The sequence below is a fragment of the Pseudomonas sp. PSE14 genome (genome assembly GCF_029203285.1).
Classification (GTDB): Bacteria; Pseudomonadota; Gammaproteobacteria; order Pseudomonadales; family Pseudomonadaceae; genus Pseudomonas.
Genome location: NZ_CP115669.1, coordinates 3,038,870 through 3,058,916, shown reverse-complemented (window position 1 = coordinate 3,058,916; position 20,047 = coordinate 3,038,870). Strand labels below are relative to the sequence as shown.

Here is a 20,047-nt window from a genome sequence, read left to right as displayed (position 1 = left end):
GCCTGCCTCGTAATGCAACGTCAAGAGATTCAAAGGTTTACGAGACCTGGGCGTTGCTGGTTCGGTCCGTGGGTCCTGGCTGCGGCAGGTCGCGGCGGAGCGTCTGGATCAGATCTTCCAGATGGGGCCGTATGAGCCGAAGCAGGCATTCGACAGGGCTTCAGGCCGGACGCCGTGGGTTTCGACGGCGCCCCATTCATTGATTTCCAGGGTCAATTGGGGGGTGAGCTCCTTTCCATTCTTCAGACGAACGCTGTCGAAGACTTGGATGTTCCTCCCCCTGTTGACCACGCTGGTTTCCATCCAGGCATCGGGCGTGTTTGCTTCATTCAGTCGCGCGAGCAGAGCGTTGTACAGCGGGAGGTAGCGGCCGTCCGGGGCCCGGCAGTCGATGTTGATCTTCTTGATGATCGTCTCCGCCGTGGGCGAACTGAAATAGATTCGCTGCCCGAAATCGCGCTGCAAGCGGTCGACGTAGGTCGAGCTTTGCCCAAGGGGGGCGGTTTTCACTGGCATCGATGTGGCGGCTACGAGTGGAATCGATTCCGGCCTTCTGGAAAGGTCCTTCTGGCAGGCTTCCCTGCTTTTATAGAACGAGTGGGAGACCACCTCGCCGGTGGGCTTGTAGGTTGCCGAGGCAATCAGGACTGCACCATTGCCCATGAGCTTCTCCGTCTTCTGCCCATAGTCCCCGCCATTGCCCCAGACGCCATTCGGCAAGCCGGTTGCCCATTCGTAGCAGAACGGCGGCGAGGTATCCCGGCGCAGTTCATAAACACGGCCTTGCAGGAATGTCTGAGGGCTTTCGGCAAAAGCGAGGAGTGAAGTCGCTGACAAGCAGGAGGCGATGAGCAGTTGAATCCGATTCACACAGGGTCTCCTAGTAGACCATCCGGCCCAGGGAGCGGGTGGGCGCCGCCATCATGATAGCTCGGCGGGCCATACAAGCTGCTCGAAGTTCGGGCCGTTCACTTGGGGCAATTTCCGGGGTGTCTTCATTCATTGGTTATCTGCTCCTCTATATATAGAGAACGGCAGGCAGGTATTTGTCATCTTTCTGCAAAAAGTCGTTGACGGGTCTTTTTAAGTCCCTATAATGCGCACCACTCCCAGCGACGAAGCGCTGAAAGGGCTTGAAAATCAAGCACTTACAAAGGTTCGAAGCTGAGAGTGGTGGTCCGGCAGGTGAATCACTTGCCACTGTTCATTCGCTGCTCCGGCAGTGGGTCGAAAAGAAGATCATCGAGGTGCTTGACAGTGAGTTTGATCGCTGTAGAATGCGCCTCCCGCTGGTGAGAAGGCTTCCTTCTCCGAAGCGCAAGCGGTTGAGTAGAAAAGAAAATTTTCGAAAACAACGCTTGACAAGATGAGGTGCTGCTGTAGAATGCGCGCCTCGGTTGAGACGAAAGCCTTAACCAACTGCTCTTTAACAAGTCGAATCAAGCAATTCGTGTGGGTGCTTGTGATGTAAGACTGATGATCGACTGATTATCAGCAACGCAAGTAACACTCGTGAATTCGAGAGTTTTAGCTCTTTAAATAGAGCATGCGATTGCTGAGCCAAGTTTAGGGTTTTCGCAAAACCCAAGCAGTATTGAACTGAAGAGTTTGATCATGGCTCAGATTGAACGCTGGCGGCAGGCCTAACACATGCAAGTCGAGCGGATGAGTGGAGCTTGCTCCATGATTCAGCGGCGGACGGGTGAGTAATGCCTAGGAATCTGCCTGGTAGTGGGGGACAACGTTTCGAAAGGAACGCTAATACCGCATACGTCCTACGGGAGAAAGCAGGGGACCTTCGGGCCTTGCGCTATCAGATGAGCCTAGGTCGGATTAGCTAGTTGGTGGGGTAAAGGCCTACCAAGGCGACGATCCGTAACTGGTCTGAGAGGATGATCAGTCACACTGGAACTGAGACACGGTCCAGACTCCTACGGGAGGCAGCAGTGGGGAATATTGGACAATGGGCGAAAGCCTGATCCAGCCATGCCGCGTGTGTGAAGAAGGTCTTCGGATTGTAAAGCACTTTAAGTTGGGAGGAAGGGCAGTAAGTTAATACCTTGCTGTTTTGACGTTACCAACAGAATAAGCACCGGCTAACTTCGTGCCAGCAGCCGCGGTAATACGAAGGGTGCAAGCGTTAATCGGAATTACTGGGCGTAAAGCGCGCGTAGGTGGTTTGGTAAGATGGATGTGAAATCCCCGGGCTCAACCTGGGAACTGCATCCATAACTGCCTGACTAGAGTACGGTAGAGGGTGGTGGAATTTCCTGTGTAGCGGTGAAATGCGTAGATATAGGAAGGAACACCAGTGGCGAAGGCGACCACCTGGACTGATACTGACACTGAGGTGCGAAAGCGTGGGGAGCAAACAGGATTAGATACCCTGGTAGTCCACGCCGTAAACGATGTCGACTAGCCGTTGGAATCCTTGAGATTTTAGTGGCGCAGCTAACGCGATAAGTCGACCGCCTGGGGAGTACGGCCGCAAGGTTAAAACTCAAATGAATTGACGGGGGCCCGCACAAGCGGTGGAGCATGTGGTTTAATTCGAAGCAACGCGAAGAACCTTACCTGGCCTTGACATGTCCGGAACCTTGCAGAGATGCGAGGGTGCCTTCGGGAATCGGAACACAGGTGCTGCATGGCTGTCGTCAGCTCGTGTCGTGAGATGTTGGGTTAAGTCCCGTAACGAGCGCAACCCTTGTCCTTAGTTACCAGCACCTCGGGTGGGCACTCTAAGGAGACTGCCGGTGACAAACCGGAGGAAGGTGGGGATGACGTCAAGTCATCATGGCCCTTACGGCCAGGGCTACACACGTGCTACAATGGTCGGTACAGAGGGTTGCCAAGCCGCGAGGTGGAGCTAATCCCACAAAACCGATCGTAGTCCGGATCGCAGTCTGCAACTCGACTGCGTGAAGTCGGAATCGCTAGTAATCGTGAATCAGAATGTCACGGTGAATACGTTCCCGGGCCTTGTACACACCGCCCGTCACACCATGGGAGTGGGTTGCTCCAGAAGTAGCTAGTCTAACCGCAAGGGGGACGGTTACCACGGAGTGATTCATGACTGGGGTGAAGTCGTAACAAGGTAGCCGTAGGGGAACCTGCGGCTGGATCACCTCCTTAATCGAAGATCGCAGCTTCTTCATAAGCTCCCACACGAATTGCTTGATTCACTGGTTAGACGATTGGGTCTGTAGCTCAGTTGGTTAGAGCGCACCCCTGATAAGGGTGAGGTCGGCAGTTCGAATCTGCCCAGACCCACCAATTGTTGTGGTGTGCTGCTGATCCGATGGGGCCATAGCTCAGCTGGGAGAGCGCCTGCTTTGCACGCAGGAGGTCAGGAGTTCGATCCTCCTTGGCTCCACCATCTCTAAATCGTCGAAAGCTCAGACAGGAATGTTCGGTGTAACGAACCTTGCTGTCTGGTCTTTGTGCCAGAACTGTTCTTTAAAAATTTGGGTATGTGATAGAAGTAGACTGAATAATCTCTTTCACTGGTGATTATTCAAGTCAAGGTAAAATTTGCGAGTTCAAGCGCGAATTTTCGGCGAATGTCGTCTTCACGTTCGAGACAATAACCAGATTGCTTGGGGTTATATGGTCAAGTGAAGAAGCGCATACGGTGGATGCCTTGGCAGTCAGAGGCGATGAAAGACGTGGTAGCCTGCGATAAGCTTCGGGGAGTCGGCAAACAGACTTTGATCCGGAGATCTCTGAATGGGGGAACCCACCTAGGATAACCTAGGTATCTTGTACTGAATCCATAGGTGCAAGAGGCGAACCAGGGGAACTGAAACATCTAAGTACCCTGAGGAAAAGAAATCAACCGAGATTCCCTTAGTAGTGGCGAGCGAACGGGGACTAGCCCTTAAGCTTCTTTGAATCTAACAGAACGCTCTGGAAAGTGCGGCCATAGTGGGTGATAGCCCCGTATGTGAAAGGTTCTTTGAAGTGAAATCGAGTAGGACGGAGCACGAGAAACTTTGTCTGAATATGGGGGGACCATCCTCCAAGGCTAAATACTACTGACTGACCGATAGTGAACCAGTACCGTGAGGGAAAGGCGAAAAGAACCCCGGAGAGGGGAGTGAAATAGAACCTGAAACCGTATGCGTACAAGCAGTGGGAGCCTACTTTGTTAGGTGACTGCGTACCTTTTGTATAATGGGTCAGCGACTTATATTCAGTGGCGAGCTTAACCGTATAGGGAAGGCGTAGCGAAAGCGAGTCTTAATAGGGCGATTTAGTCGCTGGGTATAGACCCGAAACCGGGCGATCTATCCATGAGCAGGTTGAAGGTTAGGTAACACTGACTGGAGGACCGAACCCACTCCCGTTGAAAAGGTAGGGGATGACTTGTGGATCGGAGTGAAAGGCTAATCAAGCTCGGAGATAGCTGGTTCTCCTCGAAAGCTATTTAGGTAGCGCCTCACGTATCACTCCAGGGGGTAGAGCACTGTTTCGGCTAGGGGGTCATCCCGACTTACCAAACCGATGCAAACTCCGAATACCTGGAAGTGTCAGCGTGGGAGACACACGGCGGGTGCTAACGTCCGTCGTGAAAAGGGAAACAACCCAGACCGTCAGCTAAGGTCCCAAAGTTGTGGTTAAGTGGTAAACGATGTGGGAAGGCTTAGACAGCTAGGAGGTTGGCTTAGAAGCAGCCACCCTTTAAAGAAAGCGTAATAGCTCACTAGTCGAGTCGGCCTGCGCGGAAGATGTAACGGGGCTCAAACCACACACCGAAGCTACGGGTGCATCGCAAGATGCGCGGTAGAGGAGCGTTCTGTAAGCCTGTGAAGGTGAGTTGAGAAGCTTGCTGGAGGTATCAGAAGTGCGAATGCTGACATGAGTAACGACAATGGGTGTGAAAAACATCCACGCCGAAAGACCAAGGGTTCCTGCGCAACGTTAATCGACGCAGGGTTAGTCGGTCCCTAAGGCGAGGCTGAAGAGCGTAGTCGATGGGAAACAGGTTAATATTCCTGTACTTCTAGTTACTGCGATGGAGGGACGGAGAAGGCTAGGCCAGCTTGGCGTTGGTTGTCCAAGTTTAAGGTGGTAGGCCGAACACTTAGGCAAATCCGGGTGTTCAAGGTCGAGAGCTGATGACGAGTCGTCTTTTAGATGATGAAGTGGTTGATGCCATGCTTCCAGGAAAAGCTTCTAAGCTTCAGGTAACTAGGAACCGTACCCCAAACCGACACAGGTGGTCGGGTAGAGAATACCAAGGCGCTTGAGAGAACTCGGGTGAAGGAACTAGGCAAAATGGCACCGTAACTTCGGGAGAAGGTGCGCCGATGAGGGTGAAGCATTTACTGCGTAAGCCCATGTCGGTCGAAGATACCAGGCCGCTGCGACTGTTTATTAAAAACACAGCACTCTGCAAACACGAAAGTGGACGTATAGGGTGTGACGCCTGCCCGGTGCCGGAAGGTTAATTGATGGGGTTAGCGAAAGCGAAGCTCTTGATCGAAGCCCCGGTAAACGGCGGCCGTAACTATAACGGTCCTAAGGTAGCGAAATTCCTTGTCGGGTAAGTTCCGACCTGCACGAATGGCGTAACGATGGCGGCGCTGTCTCCACCCGAGACTCAGTGAAATTGAAATCGCTGTGAAGATGCAGTGTATCCGCGGCTAGACGGAAAGACCCCGTGAACCTTTACTGTAGCTTTGCACTGGACTTTGAGCCTGCTTGTGTAGGATAGGTGGGAGGCTTTGAAGCGTGGACGCCAGTCTGCGTGGAGCCAACCTTGAAATACCACCCTGGCATGCTTGAGGTTCTAACTCTGGTCCGTCATCCGGATCGAGGACAGTGTATGGTGGGCAGTTTGACTGGGGCGGTCTCCTCCTAAAGAGTAACGGAGGAGTACGAAGGTGCGCTCAGACCGGTCGGAAATCGGTCGCAGAGTATAAAGGCAAAAGCGCGCTTGACTGCGAGACAGACACGTCGAGCAGGTACGAAAGTAGGTCTTAGTGATCCGGTGGTTCTGTATGGAAGGGCCATCGCTCAACGGATAAAAGGTACTCCGGGGATAACAGGCTGATACCGCCCAAGAGTTCATATCGACGGCGGTGTTTGGCACCTCGATGTCGGCTCATCACATCCTGGGGCTGAAGCCGGTCCCAAGGGTATGGCTGTTCGCCATTTAAAGTGGTACGCGAGCTGGGTTTAGAACGTCGTGAGACAGTTCGGTCCCTATCTGCCGTGGACGTTTGAGATTTGAGAGGGGCTGCTCCTAGTACGAGAGGACCGGAGTGGACGAACCTCTGGTGTTCCGGTTGTCACGCCAGTGGCATTGCCGGGTAGCTATGTTCGGAATAGATAACCGCTGAAAGCATCTAAGCGGGAAACTAGCCTCAAGATGAGATCTCACTGGGAACTTGATTCCCCTGAAGGGCCGTCGAAGACTACGACGTTGATAGGTCGGGTGTGTAAGCGCTGTGAGGCGTTGAGCTAACCGATACTAATTGCCCGTGAGGCTTGACCATATAACACCCAAACAATTTGTGTGTTCGATGGTGAAGTCGACGAACCGAAAGTTCGTGTGAACCGCAAATGACTGTCACATACCCGAATCTGGATGAGCGTGTGCGAATGCCACGAGCGTCCTAAAGAATTGCTTGACGACCATAGAGCGTTGGAACCACCTGATCCCATCCCGAACTCAGCAGTGAAACGACGCATCGCCGATGGTAGTGTGGGGTTTCCCCATGTGAGAGTAGGTCATCGTCAAGCTCCTATCCCAAAGCCCCTGGTTAGCGAAAGCTGGCCGGGGGCTTTGCTTTTGCGCGCGGGAAAGTTGGGCTGGGTGCGGGGGGCCTCCAACCCAACCCGAACCCGTAGTGCGTGTTGAGACGGCGGCCATCGCGGACGGGGTCCGCTCCTGCGGGTGCAATGCCCAGATCGGAGCGCATGCGACGCTGCGTGCTGTGGCGTCATTTCATCGATTATGACGGTGTGGCTGCCTGCTAAGGCTCGCGAGCAAGCTCGCTTCTACAAGGGATCGGCGGGCCTGATCCGTTCCTTCACGTACAGGCGCAGGGTAACTCTTCCGACGGGTATCTCGTAGGTGTAGAGGAACGGCGTTTGCCTGAGAGGCGAGGGAAACGTAAATTCGCGATCGTTCAGACGGCATGGCATCACCATCGGAGTGGTGATGCCATGCGTCGATGGCTATCGGGCGGGGAACAGGTGGGCGCCGCCGCTGACGCCAATATGCACGCGCGTCCCGATGTCGGGACAGTCCATCGCCGGTACCCTGACGTGAATCGACAGGGCAGGTGAGCTGCCGGGGGATTCTTCTTGCGGCGCTTCAAGCTGAACCATGACCGAACACTTGTCGCCGCCGAAGTCGCTGCTCAGCACCGTACCAAAGCAGCCGTCCGCGCCGTGGGCAAGCCTCTCGCCGTGTCGCAGGTGAATCTGCTCGGGACGCAGCATTATCTGCGCGAATCCGTTGGCTTTCGGGCTGTCGACCCGGATCCTGCCGAGCGGGGACTGTGCCCAGCCATTCTGGACATCGGCGGAAAACACCAAGGCGTCTCCCAGGAAGGTGGCGGTGTCTTCGTCGACCGGTCGGAAGTACAGCGCCTTGGGGGCGCCTGCCTGGATCAGGCGCCCCTGGCGGATAACCGCGAGTTGATGGCCGAACGAGAGCGCCTCTTCCTGATCATGCGTGACCAGGATCGCGGTGACGCCGGCATCGCCCAGGACCTGGGTGACTGCCTTGCGCATGGAGGCGCGCAGGCCGCTGTCCAGGGCGGAGAAGGGTTCGTCGAGCAGCATCAGCCTGGGGCTTTGCGCCAGGGCCCTGGCCAGCGCCACTCGCTGTTGCTGTCCACCTGAGAGTTCGTGGGGCCAACGCTGCGCCATATCGCTGTTCAGGGATACCATCTCCAGCAACTCGTCGATGCGCTGCGAGCGGGTAGCCATGTTCCTGGGCAGTCCGAAGCCGATGTTCTCGGCCACCGAGAGGTGCGGGAACAGCGCGCCATCCTGCGGCACATAGCCGATGAGACGGCGATGTGCAGGAATGAAGGTGGTCGCGTCCGCCAGCGTCGTATCGCCGAGGGTGATGGTGCCCTGGTCGGGGACTTCGAATCCGGCGATCAGGCGCAGCAGGGTGGTCTTGCCGGAGCCGGAGGGACCGACGATTGCTGCCCGGCCGCCCGCCGGTACCGACAAACTGAAGTCTTCGATCGCTGTGAATGCGCCGAAGAACCGAGAGACGGACTTGAGTTCAAGAGGGCTCATCGGCCTGCTACTCGCTTGGATTGTTGGTAAAGAAGCCCGGTCAGCGGAACGGACAGCAGGATCATCATCAGTGCGTACGGCGCCGCGGCGACGTAGTCGATCTCGCTGGTCTTCGCCCAGAAGGCCGTGGCCAGGGTTGCGGTGCCGCTGGGTGACAGCAGCAGCGTGGCGGTGAGCTCGTTGACGATCGCCAGGAACACCAGGGCGACGCCCGCCGCAGCGCCGGGTGCGGCAAAGCGGATGGTGACACCCCAGATGGCCTGCATCGGGGAGCGGCCCAGGCTGCGGGCGATGTTCTCAAGCTCCACGGGCGCCTGGGAGAGCCCGGCGCGGAGGCTGACCAGCGCGCGGGGCAGGAACATCAGCACGTAGGCCAGCAGCACGGTGAATACAGTCTGGTACAGCGGCTGGGCGAACTTGATCGTCAGGCTGACCAGCGCCAGCGCGACAACGATTCCCGGTAGCGAGCTGGCCACGTAGTTGCTGCCTTCGAGCAGGCGCTGGAGCTTGCTCGGCGCGCGCACGGAAATCCAGGCGATCGGCACCGCGGCGATGGTCGTGAGCAACGCTCCTGCCGCGCCGAGCAGCACCGTCTGCCCCAGGCAGACCAGGAGTTCCTCGGAGCGCCAGACCTCGATCCCGCCCGCGGCGAGCCAGCGCCCCAGAGTGACCAGTGGAACGCCGAGCGAAAGGGCGGTGAAGGCTGTGCACAGCAGCAGGGCGATGCCTGAGCAGGCTTTGCCCAGCGGGTACTGTCGGGGCGCTCGCGGGCTGCCGGCGCCGATGCGCGCGTAGCGGGCCGAGCCGCGGGTGCCCGACTCCAGGGTGAGCATCAGCAGGCAGGCCAGGGCCAGGACGCCGGCCAGCATGTTCGCGGCGGGGCCGCTGAAGGACGACTGGAACTGGTCGAAGATCGCCGTAGTGAAGGTGTCGAATCTGATCAGTGCGAAGAGGCCGTATTCCGCGAGCAGATGCAGGCCCACCAGCAGCGATCCGCCCCAGATGGCGACACGCAACTGCGGGAGGACGACACGCCGGAACACGGTGAAAGGCTGTTCTCCCAACGACTCGGCCACGTCTTCAAGGACTGGGTCCAGGCGTCGGAGAGCGGCTGCCGCCGGTAAATAGATGAAGGGGGAGTAGGCGATCACCGAGACCAGAACGGCCGGGAGCAGGCCGTGCAACGATGGCACGAGGCTGACCCAGGCGTAGCTGTGGACGAACGCCGGAATCGCCAGCGGGGCGACGACCAGCAGGGACCAGAGCCGTCGGCCGGGAAGCCGGATTCGTTCGGTCAGCCAGGCCATCGCCACGCCATGGAGTACGCAAAGCGGGACGGTCAGTGCGATCAGCAGGAGCGTGTTGTACAGCAGCTCTGCGACCCGTGGCCGAAACACCAGCTTGGCGATGAGCGGAAAGCCGGCCTGAACGCCTGCGCTCGCAACGAAAACCAGCGGGAGTACCGCGAACGCCGATACCAAAAGCGCGACGGCCAGCATCCATTGCTGCCCGGAACCATTGCGAAGTCGGCGCCGAGTGCGCGCCACCGGTACGGTTGTCGCCGCACCCGTGGCGTTATCGGTACGGGCCCGTGGCCCGAACTGTTGGGCAGTCACTTACAACAGGCCCGCCTGGGTCATCAGGTCCACGACCTTCTGGCTATCGAGCTTGGACACGTCGACGAGCGGAGCGTCCAGCTGATCCAGCGGGACGAGCTTCGGGTTCGACTGCGCGCCTTCACCCACGGCATATTCGTACCATTTGCCGTCGCGCAGGACGGCTTGGCCCTGCTTGCCGGTGATCCATTGCAGGAACGCCTGGGCCTCCTTGGGGTGCTTGCTGGACGCCAGGACGCCAGCGCCGGACAGGCTGGTGAAGGCGCCCGGGTCCTTGTGCTTGAAGTAGTGGAGTGCGGCGTTGTTGCTGTTCTCGCCGGTCTTGGCCTGATCGCCGACGTAGTAGTAGTGATAGATCACGCCACCATCGATCTGACCTGCGTTGACCGCCTTGAGCACGGCGTTGTTGCCCCGGTAGACCTTGGCTCCGGCCTTCATCGCCTCGAGCCATTCGAGGGTTGCAGCCTCGCCCTTCAGTTCCAGCAGAGCGCCGACGATGGCCTGGAAATCTGCGCCAGCAGGAGAAGCAGCCCAGCGGCCGATCCATTGCGGCTCGGCCAGGTCGAGGAGCGATTTGGGCAGGTCGGCTTCCTTCACCATGTTCTTGTTGTAGACGAAGACGGTGGAGCGAGCCGCGATGCCAACCCAGCGGCCGTTGGCTGGCCGGTAAGGCGCGGCAACCTGGGAAAGGGTGGCGGGTGCGACCGGGGCGAAAAGTCCGGCATGGTCGACGAGGACCATCGACGGGGAGTTTTCGGTCAGGAATACGTCGGCCGGGGACGCCTTGCCCTCCTGGACGATCTGGTTGCCCAGTTCGCTATCGTCGCCGTTGCGCAAGGTGACCTTGATGCCGGTTTCCTTGGTGAAGCCTTCGACCCAGGCCTTGGTCAGGGACTCGTGCTGGGCGTTGTAGACCACGATGCCGTCGCTGTCCGACGCGGCGAAGGATGGGCCCGCGCCCAGCAGTGCCGCTACTCCAACTGCTCCCAGGAAGACCCACGAGGCACCGCGTACTTTCATCAATCGTCACTCCGGATAGGTGATGTCACACGCCCGATCGAGGGCGTGGCAGGGTGAATGTGGGGATGATCGCTTCAAGGCTGTTAAAAAATTGTCATTCTCATTTGATAGGCGAGCGTTACACATGCGTGGATGCGCGCCGGGCAAGGCGTGAGGGGCAGGAGTGTGCGGGAGACTGCGCGGAAGCCTCGTTGGGATCAGCTACTTCCTGAGTATGTAAACGCGAATGCCATCCACGCCGGGCAGGAAGTTGTAGTGCTTGATCTGCGAGAAGCCGACGTGCTGAAACGCCTGCTCCAGGGCCTTGGCGCTGGTGGGGGGCTGAGTCGTGGCATGGGACTCGGAGTCCGACCCGCAGGGGCAGGGTTGCTCCACTTCTTTCGCCGAGCGCTGGCGGCCGACTCGGGCGAAAAGGATCACGGTGTCCCGGGTGATGGGGTGCAACTGACCCAGCAAGCCGATGGTGGCTGCGTTGCATTCCGTCGGAGGGACGTCGGAGATCAGGACGCAGTCGACCGAACCCGCCCCCAGTTCGGAGTAGTCCAGGGGCCCCGGCATGGCCTTGATGCGTTGCGCCATGGCATTGGGCAATTTCTGGTGGGTGGCGAGCAGGGACTCGGCGGCCGGGGAGGTCGCGACGATGATCCGGTTGCCGTGCTCCAGCAGCACGGGCCAGAAGGTGCCTGGCGATTGCGAGACATCGAGCATGAGTATCGGCTCTTCCGCAACGCGCAGGGCCAGCCGAAGCAGGCGTTTCTTCCGCCACTCGGCAATGCGGGTGCGTATGAAGGCACGCAGCGTGTTGTTGGCAACGCCATCGTTCTCGCGGTCTGTGGCAGAGGCAATCAGGCGTTGGGGTTCGTTCATGGGCGCGGGCTCGACAGATGCCGCCATTATCGAGTGGCGCGATCAAGGTCTCGTCAAGGGCATGTGAAAAAGTCGTGGTGACACCGGTCGGCAGGGCCAGACCTCAAGCGAGCGATGGCACCCGAGGGTTTGGCTGAATACCGGATATCACGGCGAACCGTGACCGCTCCTGGCTCGCATCCTATTTGACAATTTCTTTTCCTTCCATGGCGTACAGTCTCGGCCACTTGCCGGTTTCGGCACATTAAAAGCGCTGGAGACCGCAAGGGCCTGCGCATAACGATAAGGAAGTACCCATGCAATTTCTCCGTTCGGCCCCGACGCGCTTCCTCGCGCTGATCGCCGTGTTGTGGCTGATCGTCTTCTTCCTGACACGTGTGGTTCTGATGGTGGGTCACCTGTCGGATCTGGGGGCGGCGCATGTGGCGGTCTTCGCCATTGGCCTGCTCTACGACCTGAGCTTCCTGATCTATGCGCTGCTGCCTCTCGGAGTAGTGCTGCAGATGATGCCGGCACGACTCTGGCGCAAGGCGTCCTGGCGCTGGATTCTTGCTGCAGTGGTCTTCGCCAGCGTTTACCTGATGCTGTTCACGGCAGTGGCCGAGTGGTTGTTCTGGGATGAGTTCGGGGTTCGCTTCAACTTCATCGCCGTCGATTACCTGGTCTATTCCGATGAAGTCCTGAACAACATTCTCGAGTCCTATCCCATTGGCCTGCTCCTGAGCATCCTCGCCGCGGCTTCGCTGGTCGTGACCCTTGGACTGATCAAGGCCTTGCGGGCTATCTGCGCCTCGGAAGTCCCGGCGTTCCGCCGTCGTCTCCTGGGTTGTGTGGGGCTTGTGCTGATGGCATTGCTCGCCGGGTTCCTGGTTGACCAGGACCGCCCGCGGACCCAGGGTGGCAACACCTACGCCCGCGAGCTGGAGAGCAACGGCCCGTATCAGTTCTTCGCCGCATTCCGCAACAACGAACTGGACTATCCGCAGTTCTACGCGACGCTGCCCGCAGAGGAAGTGGCTCAGCAGATGCGCGCCGAACTGGCCGAGCCCAATGCGCGCTTCATCGGCACCGACCCGATGGATATCCGCAGGACCATTTCCAACGAGGGCGCGCCGAAGAAGCACAACATCGTCCTGGTGACGATCGAGAGCCTCAGCGCCAAGTACCTGGGCAGTAACGGCGACGGGCGAAACCTCACACCGAACCTGGATGAATTGCGCCGCAACAGCCTCTACTTCAACAATTTCTACGCCACCGGCACCCGCACCGACCGTGGCCTGGAAGCCATCACGCTGTCGATTCCACCCACTCCGGGCCGCTCGATCGTCAAGCGCATCGGCCGTGAAAGCGGCTTCGGCAGCCTGGGCCAGCAGCTGAGCGCCATTGGTTACGATGCGGTCTTCCTGTACGGCGGCCGTGGTTATTTCGACAACATGAACGCCTTCTTCGGCGGTAACGGCTATCGAATCGTCGATCAGTCGAGCGTCCAGGAATCCGATATCCACTTCAAGAATGCCTGGGGCATGAGCGACGAGGACCTCTACGCGCAGGCCGTCAAGCTCGCGGACGAGGACTTCGCGAAGAACCAGCCGTTCCTGCTGCAGCTGATGACCACGTCCAACCACCGTCCTTATACCTACCCGGATGGCCGTATCGACATCCCTTCGGGCAATGGTCGTGACGGCGCGGTCAAGTACACCGACTACGCAATCGGCAAGTTCCTCCAGGCGGTGAAGGACAAGCCGTGGTTCGACAACACCATCTTCGTCTTCGTGGCCGACCACACTGCCGGCAGCGCGGGCAAGGAAGACCTGCCGGTTGCGAACTACCAGATCCCGCTGTTCATCTATGCGCCCAAGCTACTGCCCGCCGGGGAGCGCGGGGAGCTCGCGAGCCAGCTCGATCTCGCGCCGACCTTGCTGTCGATCCTGAACGTGAGCTACGCGTCGACCTTCTACGGTCGCAACCTCATGGCGGAAAACACGCTGCCGCCGCGTGTGGTGATCGGCAACTACCAGCACCTGGGACTCTTCGACGGCAAGGACCTCGCGATCCTCAGCCCGCGCGCGGCGCTGCGCCGTCACAACCAGGCCCTTGGCGCCAGTGAGGAAGTGTCTGCGAAAGCCGACGATCCCCTGGTGGAGCGAGCGATCAGCTACTACCAGTCGGCCAGCTTTGGGTTCACCCATCACCTGCTGGACTGGAAGCCGGTACAGGCACAGTAAGCCCCGAATCGGGCAGGGCGCCGCCGTTGAGGAGAGCCCTGTCCGATGCATCCGGTGTCGCCGGGATTGCCGCTCACAACGCCCTGAGCAGCCGCCGGTGTTCGAGCGGCGGCATGCCGAACCAGCGTTGATGAGCACGGCAGAACGAGGTGGCCCGCCGGTAGCCCAGCTCATGGGCTATCTGTCCGACGCTGAGATCGGACTGCCCCAGCAACTGTTCCGCCCGGCGCCGGCGGATTTCATCGACGTGTTCTTCGAAGTCGATACCATCGTTGGCCAGGCGTCGTTGCAGTGTCCGGGGATGCAGGTCGAGGATCTGTGCGATCTGCTCCAGGGTGCAGCGATACTTGGGCAGTAGCGCCTGAATGTGCCGGCCCACTTCGAAGCCGAGTTTTTCGTCGGGGTTGGCGTGGGCTTCGAGGTAGAACTTCACGATCGAATGCAGCATGGGATCATGCCGGACGCAGGGACGTTGCATGTCCCGCAGGCTGATCGCCAGCGCGTTATGGTCCTGGCCGAACAGCGCCGGGCAACCGAAGTAACGTTGATAGACCGAAGCCGGCGCCTGCGGCTGGTGACGCAGCAGCACTGCGGTCGGCTTGAGTGGCATGCCCAGCAGTTCGGTCATCAGCAGCCTGCCGTGCAGCAGGGATTTCTCCACGATCTGCGGGATTTCCTGGATGCAGGGCAGGGCATTGTCGAAGCAGAGCAGGGTGCTGTCGCCCCGGCGCTCCATATGGAAAATGATCGAGGGGCTGTAGACACGCATGTAGCGTACGGCCGCGATCAGGCCGTCACCCGCCGTCGGCGCGGTTTGCGCCAGGTGCTGGATCGGCCCGAGCAAGGTGGATTTCTGCCGGGTCGCCAGTTCCATTCCCAGCTCAGGCATCGCCAGGGCATGGGCGCTGCCTTCGAAAATCTGCACCAGGCTTCTGTAGGAGAACTTCTTCTCGTAGTCGCCGACGACATCCATGCCGATGCGATGGGGCGCGAGGTGCGTGCGCAACGACGCGCCACGTTCGGAAAGCAGTTCGCCAAATTGTAGAAAGGCCGTGCCGCGAATTGTGTCCATGATCTGTAGCTTCCTGCTTGACGCGTCCGGCGCTGGGGGCCGTGCGAGTCCCGGACTGCCCCATGACGCCAGTCCGTCGTGAAAAAAGGCAAACCATCGGCCAGGGCCGATGGTTTGCCAGCGATGCCTCCAGGCATCGGTAGGAGCGTCAGGGAGTGACGATGTTGAACCAGAAGTCGAAGTTATCCATGTAGCTCATCAGCTCCGTGAGCTTGTCCTGGTTGCCGTCGACTTTCAGCTCGCCCGAGGCCACCGCGTCCTTGAGGGTGGTCTGCTTGAGCATCAGCTTGTTCAAGGTGTCGCGGGTCAGCTTGAGCGTGGCGTCGGCGTCCTTGGATTGCAGACCTTCGGTGTGGTTCAGCACGCCGTTGCCCATCTCCAGCAGGTACTTCTTCTTCAGGTCGGTGAAGTCCAGGTTGAGGGCGATGTGCTTGTCCGCCACCTCCGGGCCTTTCAGACGCATGGCCAGGTAGTCGAAGAACAGGTCCAGGTCCATGGCCTTCACGGTGTCGGGGCTCGCGGTGTCCGGGGTCGGCAGCTTCTGCACGCCCTCGCGCAGCTCTTTCGCACCGGTGAGGTAGAAGTTGCGCCACGGGCCGCTTTCAGCCTGGTAGCCCAGTTGCTCCAGAGCGTCGGCCTGCAGGTTCTTCGCGGCCTGGTTGCTCGGGTCGGCGAACACCACGTGGTTCACCACTTCGGCCACCCAGCGGTAGTCGCCCTTGTCGTAGTACTCCTTGGCCTTCTTCAGCACGGCATCGGCGCCGCCCATCATGTCGACGTAACGCTTGCCTTCCTCGTCCGGCGGCAGCTCGTTGAGGGTGGCGGGGTTGCCGTTGAACCAGCCCAGGTACAGCACGTAGGTGGCCTTGACGTTGTGGTTGAGTGAGCCGTAGTAGCCACGGTTGGAGAACCGGGAGGCGATCGACTTGGGCAGTTTCACCTGCTCGGCGATCTCGGTCATGGTGAAGCCCTTGTTGGCCAGGCGCAGGGTCTCGTCGTTGATGTAGCGGTACATGTCGCGCTGCGACGACAGCTGCTCGCGGACTTCCTTGTTGCCCCAGACCGGCCAGTGGTGCATGGCGTACATCACCTGTACGTCGTCGCCCCACATCTTCAGCGCTTCGTTAAGGTACTTGGACCAGGGCAGCGGCTCGCGGATCTTCGCGCCACGCAGCGAATAGGTGTTGTGCAGGGTGTGGGTGGAGTCCTCGGCCGTGTTCAGGGCCTTCTTCTCCTTGATGTAATACATCATCTCGGCCGGCGCCTCGCTGCCCGGCGCGTAGAGGAACTCGTAGGTGAGGCCGTCGATCACCCGCTTCTCACCGGTCTTGCTGATGATGTCGGTCGGCGGAATGAGGGTCACGGTACCGGCGGAGGTGGTGGTACCCAGGCCGGCGCCCAGCTGGCCGGTCTCGCTCGGCGGCAGCAGGTTGCCGTACATGTAGCTGGCGCGGCGGCTCATCGCGGTGCCGGCCATCACGTTCTCGGCCACGGCGTGTTCGAGGAAGCCCAGCGGCGCGTAGATCTTGACCTTGCCGGCCTTGACGTCCTTCTCGTCCACCACGCCGCGAACGCCACCATAGTGGTCGACGTGGCTGTGGGTGTAGATCACCGCCACCACGGGCTTCTTCGGCCGGTGCTTGTAGTACAGCTCCAGCGCTGCCTTGGCGGTTTCGGAGGAAATCAGCGGGTCGAAGATGGTGATGCCGCTCTTGCCCTCGACGATGGTCATGTTCGACAGGTCGTAGTTGCGCACCTGGTAGATGCCGTCGGTGACCTGGAACAGACCGGAAATATTGATCAGCTGGGACTGCCGCCACAGGCTCGGGTTGGTGGTTGCCGGAGCTGCTTCACCTTCCTTGATGAAACCATACTTGGCCGGGTCCCAGATCATATTGCCGGACGGCCCCTTGATCGGCTCCTGAGGCAGCGGCGCGATGAAGCCCTTGTGCGCGAGTTCAAACGACGTCTTGTCGTTGAACGGCAGCTCCTGGAGCAATGCGTCGTTGGCAGCCTTGGTGGCATCCGATGCCGGCTTGGCTGCCTCGGCAGCCCAGGCCTGGGTGGTCATCGAGATGGCGGCGGCGAGGAGGAAGGACGTGCTGAACTTCCAAATGCCTGCTGCCTGGCTACCGGACTGGATCGAGGATCGAGCGGTTACTTTCATTTCAAGCTCCTTCTTGCTTTCTTACGCTGTACCTTCCAGGTAACTGCCAGCGATATTTGAGGTGGTACTTCTTTGACTGGGGCACGTCTGGGCCCCGTCTGGGAATGCAGGAGCCCCCGGCCTGGGCCGGGAGCGGGTTCGTCAGTCCGGGGTCAACGGCGCTTCAGCGCCTGGAAGGACTTCAGCATGTCCGAGGCCCAGCCATCGAGCACGGCGCGGGCATCCTTGGCCTGCATGACCTGGGAGGAGTTTTCCAGCTCCGCGCCCGCGCCCTTGCGCACGACCTCGGCCACGACCTGGCCGCTGCTACCGTCGAGGAAGGCCGCTTCGGTGGCGATGCTGGTGTCCTGATCGCGAATACCGGTGGCAGTGCTGACTCCGGCCGCGATCAGGGCGATCGGGATCACTTCATAGGGCTGCAGCCCCTTGGTTGACGCGCTGACGGCGGTGATCGCCGGGCGCACCACCAGCACGCCCGGGCCGGGGCCGGTGGCCAGCGGCAGGGCCTTGGAGAATTGGGTCTTCAGTGCCTGGTCGTAGTACTGGGTGATGCCCTGCAGGGTGATCGCCGGGATCTTCTCGGTGGGCTGGGGCTGCGGGTAGAGCTGGCTGGGTTCGACATAAACGCTGGTGAAGCGGTTCACGTTCAAGTCCGGCTGGATCCAGCGCATGACCGGCGCACCGGTGGGCGACTTGTCTTCTTCAAGCGCGCTGTAGTCTTTCAGGAAGCCCGAATACTTCTCGGGCTCAACGTACTTGCTGGCACATCCCGTGAGGGTCAGGGCCGTCAGGCAGAGTGGCAGCGCCAACAGTTTCCAGTTCATTACAACGTTCCTTGTGGAGGGTTTCGGTATTCAGTGGGGTCAAGAGGGAGCCGCTAGAAACGCCAGGTCGCACCACCGCCGATGATGTGCAGGGCCGCGTTCTTGTAGGTGCCCGACAGCGTGGTGCCCGAGCGCGACTTGGTCTGTTCGTCGTCCATGTCGCCCAGCCACACCAGGGTGTAGGCCAGGTGCAGGTCCAAGCCTTCGTCGACCTGGTAATTCATCCCGGTCGCCAGGCGCCAGTTTTCGGCCATGGGGTTGTCGACGGTGCGGTCCTTGTCGTCGACCGCCGAGCTGTCGTAACCCAGCCCCATGTTCCAGCGCAGCCTCGGCGTGGCCTGGTATTGCGCGCCGACGGAAGCGTGCCAGGTATCCTTGTATTGACGGTCGACGGTGCGGTCGACACCCGCGGCGTTGGCGTCCACCTCCACGCCGATCTGCCCGAAGTCGCTCCAGTCCTGCCAGCCCAGGCTGCCGAGCAACTTCCACTGCGGGTCGAGCTGATGAGCCACGCTCAGCACCACGGTCTGCGGCACGTTCATGTCCAGTTCCAGCGAGTCGACATCAAGGCGGTTCAGGGCCGCGTTGATGATCGGATTGCTGACGTTGCGCACGTCCGGGCTGTCCTCGAACTCCAGCTTCACCTTGCTGGTGTAGGCGAGGCCGACCTGGGTGCGCTCATTGAGCTTGTAGAGCAGCCCGAGGTTGACCCCGACGCCGGTGTCCGTGTCCTTGTATTCCAGCTGGCCGTCGGGCCTGTCCACCAGGCCCAGCAGGTTGTTGTTGATGGCCATTTCGCTGCGGTAATAGCCGTAGAGGATGCGCGGGCCGATGCCGATGGACAGGTCGTCGGTGAACTTGTGCGCGATGGTGGGCTGGAAGGAGACGCCGATGATTGCGGTTTCCTGGCTGAAATAGCGGCCCGCCCAGTCATCGTCGTAGTCCAGCGCCAGGCCGAAGTTGCCGTACATGCCAAAGCCGATCGCCGAGCGCTCGTCGATCTGGTGGCTGATGAAGAAGCTGGCGCCGGGCAGCCACTGCAGGGCGTTGCCCCCTTCGTTGCCGCTGAACTGGTTGTTGTCATCACGGGAGAAACGGACGTCCCCCAGGATGACCTGTGCGTTGGCGCTGATCTGCGTACCGGAAAGCTCAGTGATACCCGCGGGATTGCTCATCAACACGCTGGGGTCGCTGGCCAGGGCGGCGGAGCCGGCGTTGGCCAGGCCGGCGCCTTCCTGTCCGGCTTCGTAGATCAGAATGCCGCCGGCAAACGCCTGTCCGGCAAACAGTCCACACAGAGACGCCAAACTGATCCGTGCGACATGGTTCCTGTTTCCCTTCATGAGCATCCTCTGCTGTTGACTCTGGCTGATGGCTCCCCGCATCCGGATGGGTGGGAGGCTCTGCCTCGCAGGTCTTGCAGGGCAATGAGCCAGTATGGGGCGGGTACCAGTGTTGGACGACAGCCTAGAAGCTGAGAGATGAGATGCAAGTCGATTCGGCCGGCGGTGCACATTTTGCGACAGTCATTGGTGTTCAGAGAGAACTTTTGTGGCATTGCAGGATCGTGCGATTTCCATGAAAAACGCTGCTGTTTATGGTGAATTCTTCTCAATTCCCGAAAATCGGTTGTCGTGAAAAGAAACAAGTTCTGAAACGTCCCGGGATGAGTGGCGCAGGCAGGAGCTCCTGGCTCTTTCCCGCAAGCGGAACGGTGAGCCGGGAGAAGCGGGGCTCGCCGGTGTCACCGTCCCGTTGCACGGCTAGGCCCGGCGGATCAGCAGAAGTTCGCGCTGGGCGATGGATTGATACAGGGCCTCCAGCGCCCGGGCGTCATCATCCATGTGCTGCACGATGTCCAGGATGCGGGCGGCGAGGGCGGGTGGCGGACGGTAGCGGCGCTGCAGCTCCAGCAACAGTTCGGCCGCGATGTCGTTGTTGAAGGAGGCGCTACGGATGGTACGGGGCGGGTCGAATGGCGGTTTCATGGC

11 protein-coding genes, 2 tRNA genes and 3 rRNA genes are annotated in these 20,047 nt (G+C 59.8%); 6 read left to right on the top strand and 10 right to left on the bottom strand.

Translation table 11 applies throughout. From position 1 onward, the window contains the following. Positions 1-108: 108 nt before the first annotated feature. On the bottom strand, positions 109-870 hold the full coding sequence (locus O6P39_RS13965; protein ID WP_275607102.1) for a hypothetical protein: 762 nt from the start codon (positions 868-870) through the stop codon (positions 109-111). A 726-nt stretch (positions 871-1,596) separates the two neighbouring features. On the opposite strand from O6P39_RS13965, the gene O6P39_RS13960 reads away from it, so the two are divergent. From O6P39_RS13960 to rrf, 5 genes are all read left to right on the top strand, one after another. Further along, positions 1,597-3,132: ribosomal RNA gene (locus O6P39_RS13960) — 16S ribosomal RNA — on the top strand. A gap of 64 nt (positions 3,133-3,196) precedes the next feature. Then, positions 3,197-3,273, top strand: a tRNA-Ile gene (locus tag O6P39_RS13955). 27 nt (positions 3,274-3,300) lie between these two features. After that, positions 3,301-3,376: transfer RNA gene (locus O6P39_RS13950), tRNA-Ala, on the top strand. A gap of 232 nt (positions 3,377-3,608) precedes the next feature. Further along, positions 3,609-6,500, top strand: a 23S ribosomal RNA gene (locus O6P39_RS13945). A 131-nt stretch (positions 6,501-6,631) separates the two neighbouring features. Continuing rightward, positions 6,632-6,747: ribosomal RNA gene (gene rrf, locus O6P39_RS13940) — 5S ribosomal RNA — on the top strand. The 16S, 23S and 5S rRNA genes sit together here with 2 tRNA genes alongside, the layout of an rRNA operon. A gap of 438 nt (positions 6,748-7,185) precedes the next feature. Here the strand turns inward: rrf and O6P39_RS13935 are convergent. The 4 genes from O6P39_RS13935 to O6P39_RS13920 all read right to left on the bottom strand — a co-directional run bounded on the left by O6P39_RS13935 (position 7,186) and on the right by O6P39_RS13920 (position 11,768). Continuing rightward, on the bottom strand, positions 7,186-8,265 hold the full coding sequence (locus O6P39_RS13935; protein ID WP_275607101.1) for an ABC transporter ATP-binding protein: 1,080 nt from the start codon (positions 8,263-8,265) through the stop codon (positions 7,186-7,188). Further along, positions 8,262-9,764, bottom strand: coding sequence for an iron ABC transporter permease (locus O6P39_RS13930; protein ID WP_275607100.1), 1,503 nt, complete (start codon positions 9,762-9,764; stop codon positions 8,262-8,264). Before O6P39_RS13930 ends, O6P39_RS13935 begins: the two co-directional genes overlap by 4 nt. A 117-nt stretch (positions 9,765-9,881) precedes the next feature. Further along, entirely contained in the window at positions 9,882-10,901 is a 1,020-nt protein-coding gene (locus O6P39_RS13925) for an iron ABC transporter substrate-binding protein (RefSeq protein WP_275607099.1), read from the bottom strand. Positions 10,902-11,102: 201 nt separating this feature from the next. Continuing rightward, positions 11,103-11,768: a hypothetical protein gene (locus tag O6P39_RS13920; RefSeq protein WP_275607098.1), complete on the bottom strand. Its 666-nt coding sequence runs from the start codon at positions 11,766-11,768 to the stop codon at positions 11,103-11,105. A gap of 296 nt (positions 11,769-12,064) precedes the next feature. Between O6P39_RS13920 and O6P39_RS13915 the strand changes: the two genes are divergently transcribed. Next, positions 12,065-13,993 (top strand): LTA synthase family protein, encoded by a 1,929-nt coding sequence (locus O6P39_RS13915; RefSeq protein ID WP_275607097.1) that lies wholly within the window; start codon positions 12,065-12,067, stop codon positions 13,991-13,993. A 73-nt stretch (positions 13,994-14,066) separates the two neighbouring features. Here the strand turns inward: O6P39_RS13915 and O6P39_RS13910 are convergent, their stop codons facing one another. The 5 genes from O6P39_RS13910 to O6P39_RS13890 all read right to left on the bottom strand — a co-directional run bounded on the left by O6P39_RS13910 (position 14,067) and on the right by O6P39_RS13890 (position 20,044). Beyond that, entirely contained in the window at positions 14,067-15,065 is a 999-nt protein-coding gene (locus O6P39_RS13910) for an AraC family transcriptional regulator (protein ID WP_275607096.1), read from the bottom strand. 148 nt (positions 15,066-15,213) lie between these two features. Then, positions 15,214-17,232 carry an alkyl sulfatase dimerization domain-containing protein gene (locus O6P39_RS13905; RefSeq protein WP_275607095.1) on the bottom strand — a complete coding sequence of 673 codons (2,019 nt, stop codon included), beginning with the start codon at positions 17,230-17,232 and terminating at the stop codon, positions 15,214-15,216. A gap of 152 nt (positions 17,233-17,384) precedes the next feature. After that, positions 17,385-18,056, bottom strand: a complete 672-nt coding sequence (locus tag O6P39_RS13900) for a DUF3313 domain-containing protein (protein WP_275607094.1) — start codon at positions 18,054-18,056, stop codon at positions 17,385-17,387. 53 nt (positions 18,057-18,109) lie between these two features. Next, positions 18,110-19,399 (bottom strand): OmpP1/FadL family transporter, encoded by a 1,290-nt coding sequence (locus O6P39_RS13895; RefSeq protein WP_275607093.1) that lies wholly within the window; start codon positions 19,397-19,399, stop codon positions 18,110-18,112. A 420-nt stretch (positions 19,400-19,819) separates the two neighbouring features. After that, positions 19,820-20,044, bottom strand: coding sequence for a hypothetical protein (locus O6P39_RS13890; protein ID WP_275607092.1), 225 nt, complete (start codon positions 20,042-20,044; stop codon positions 19,820-19,822). Positions 20,045-20,047 lie beyond the last annotated feature (3 nt).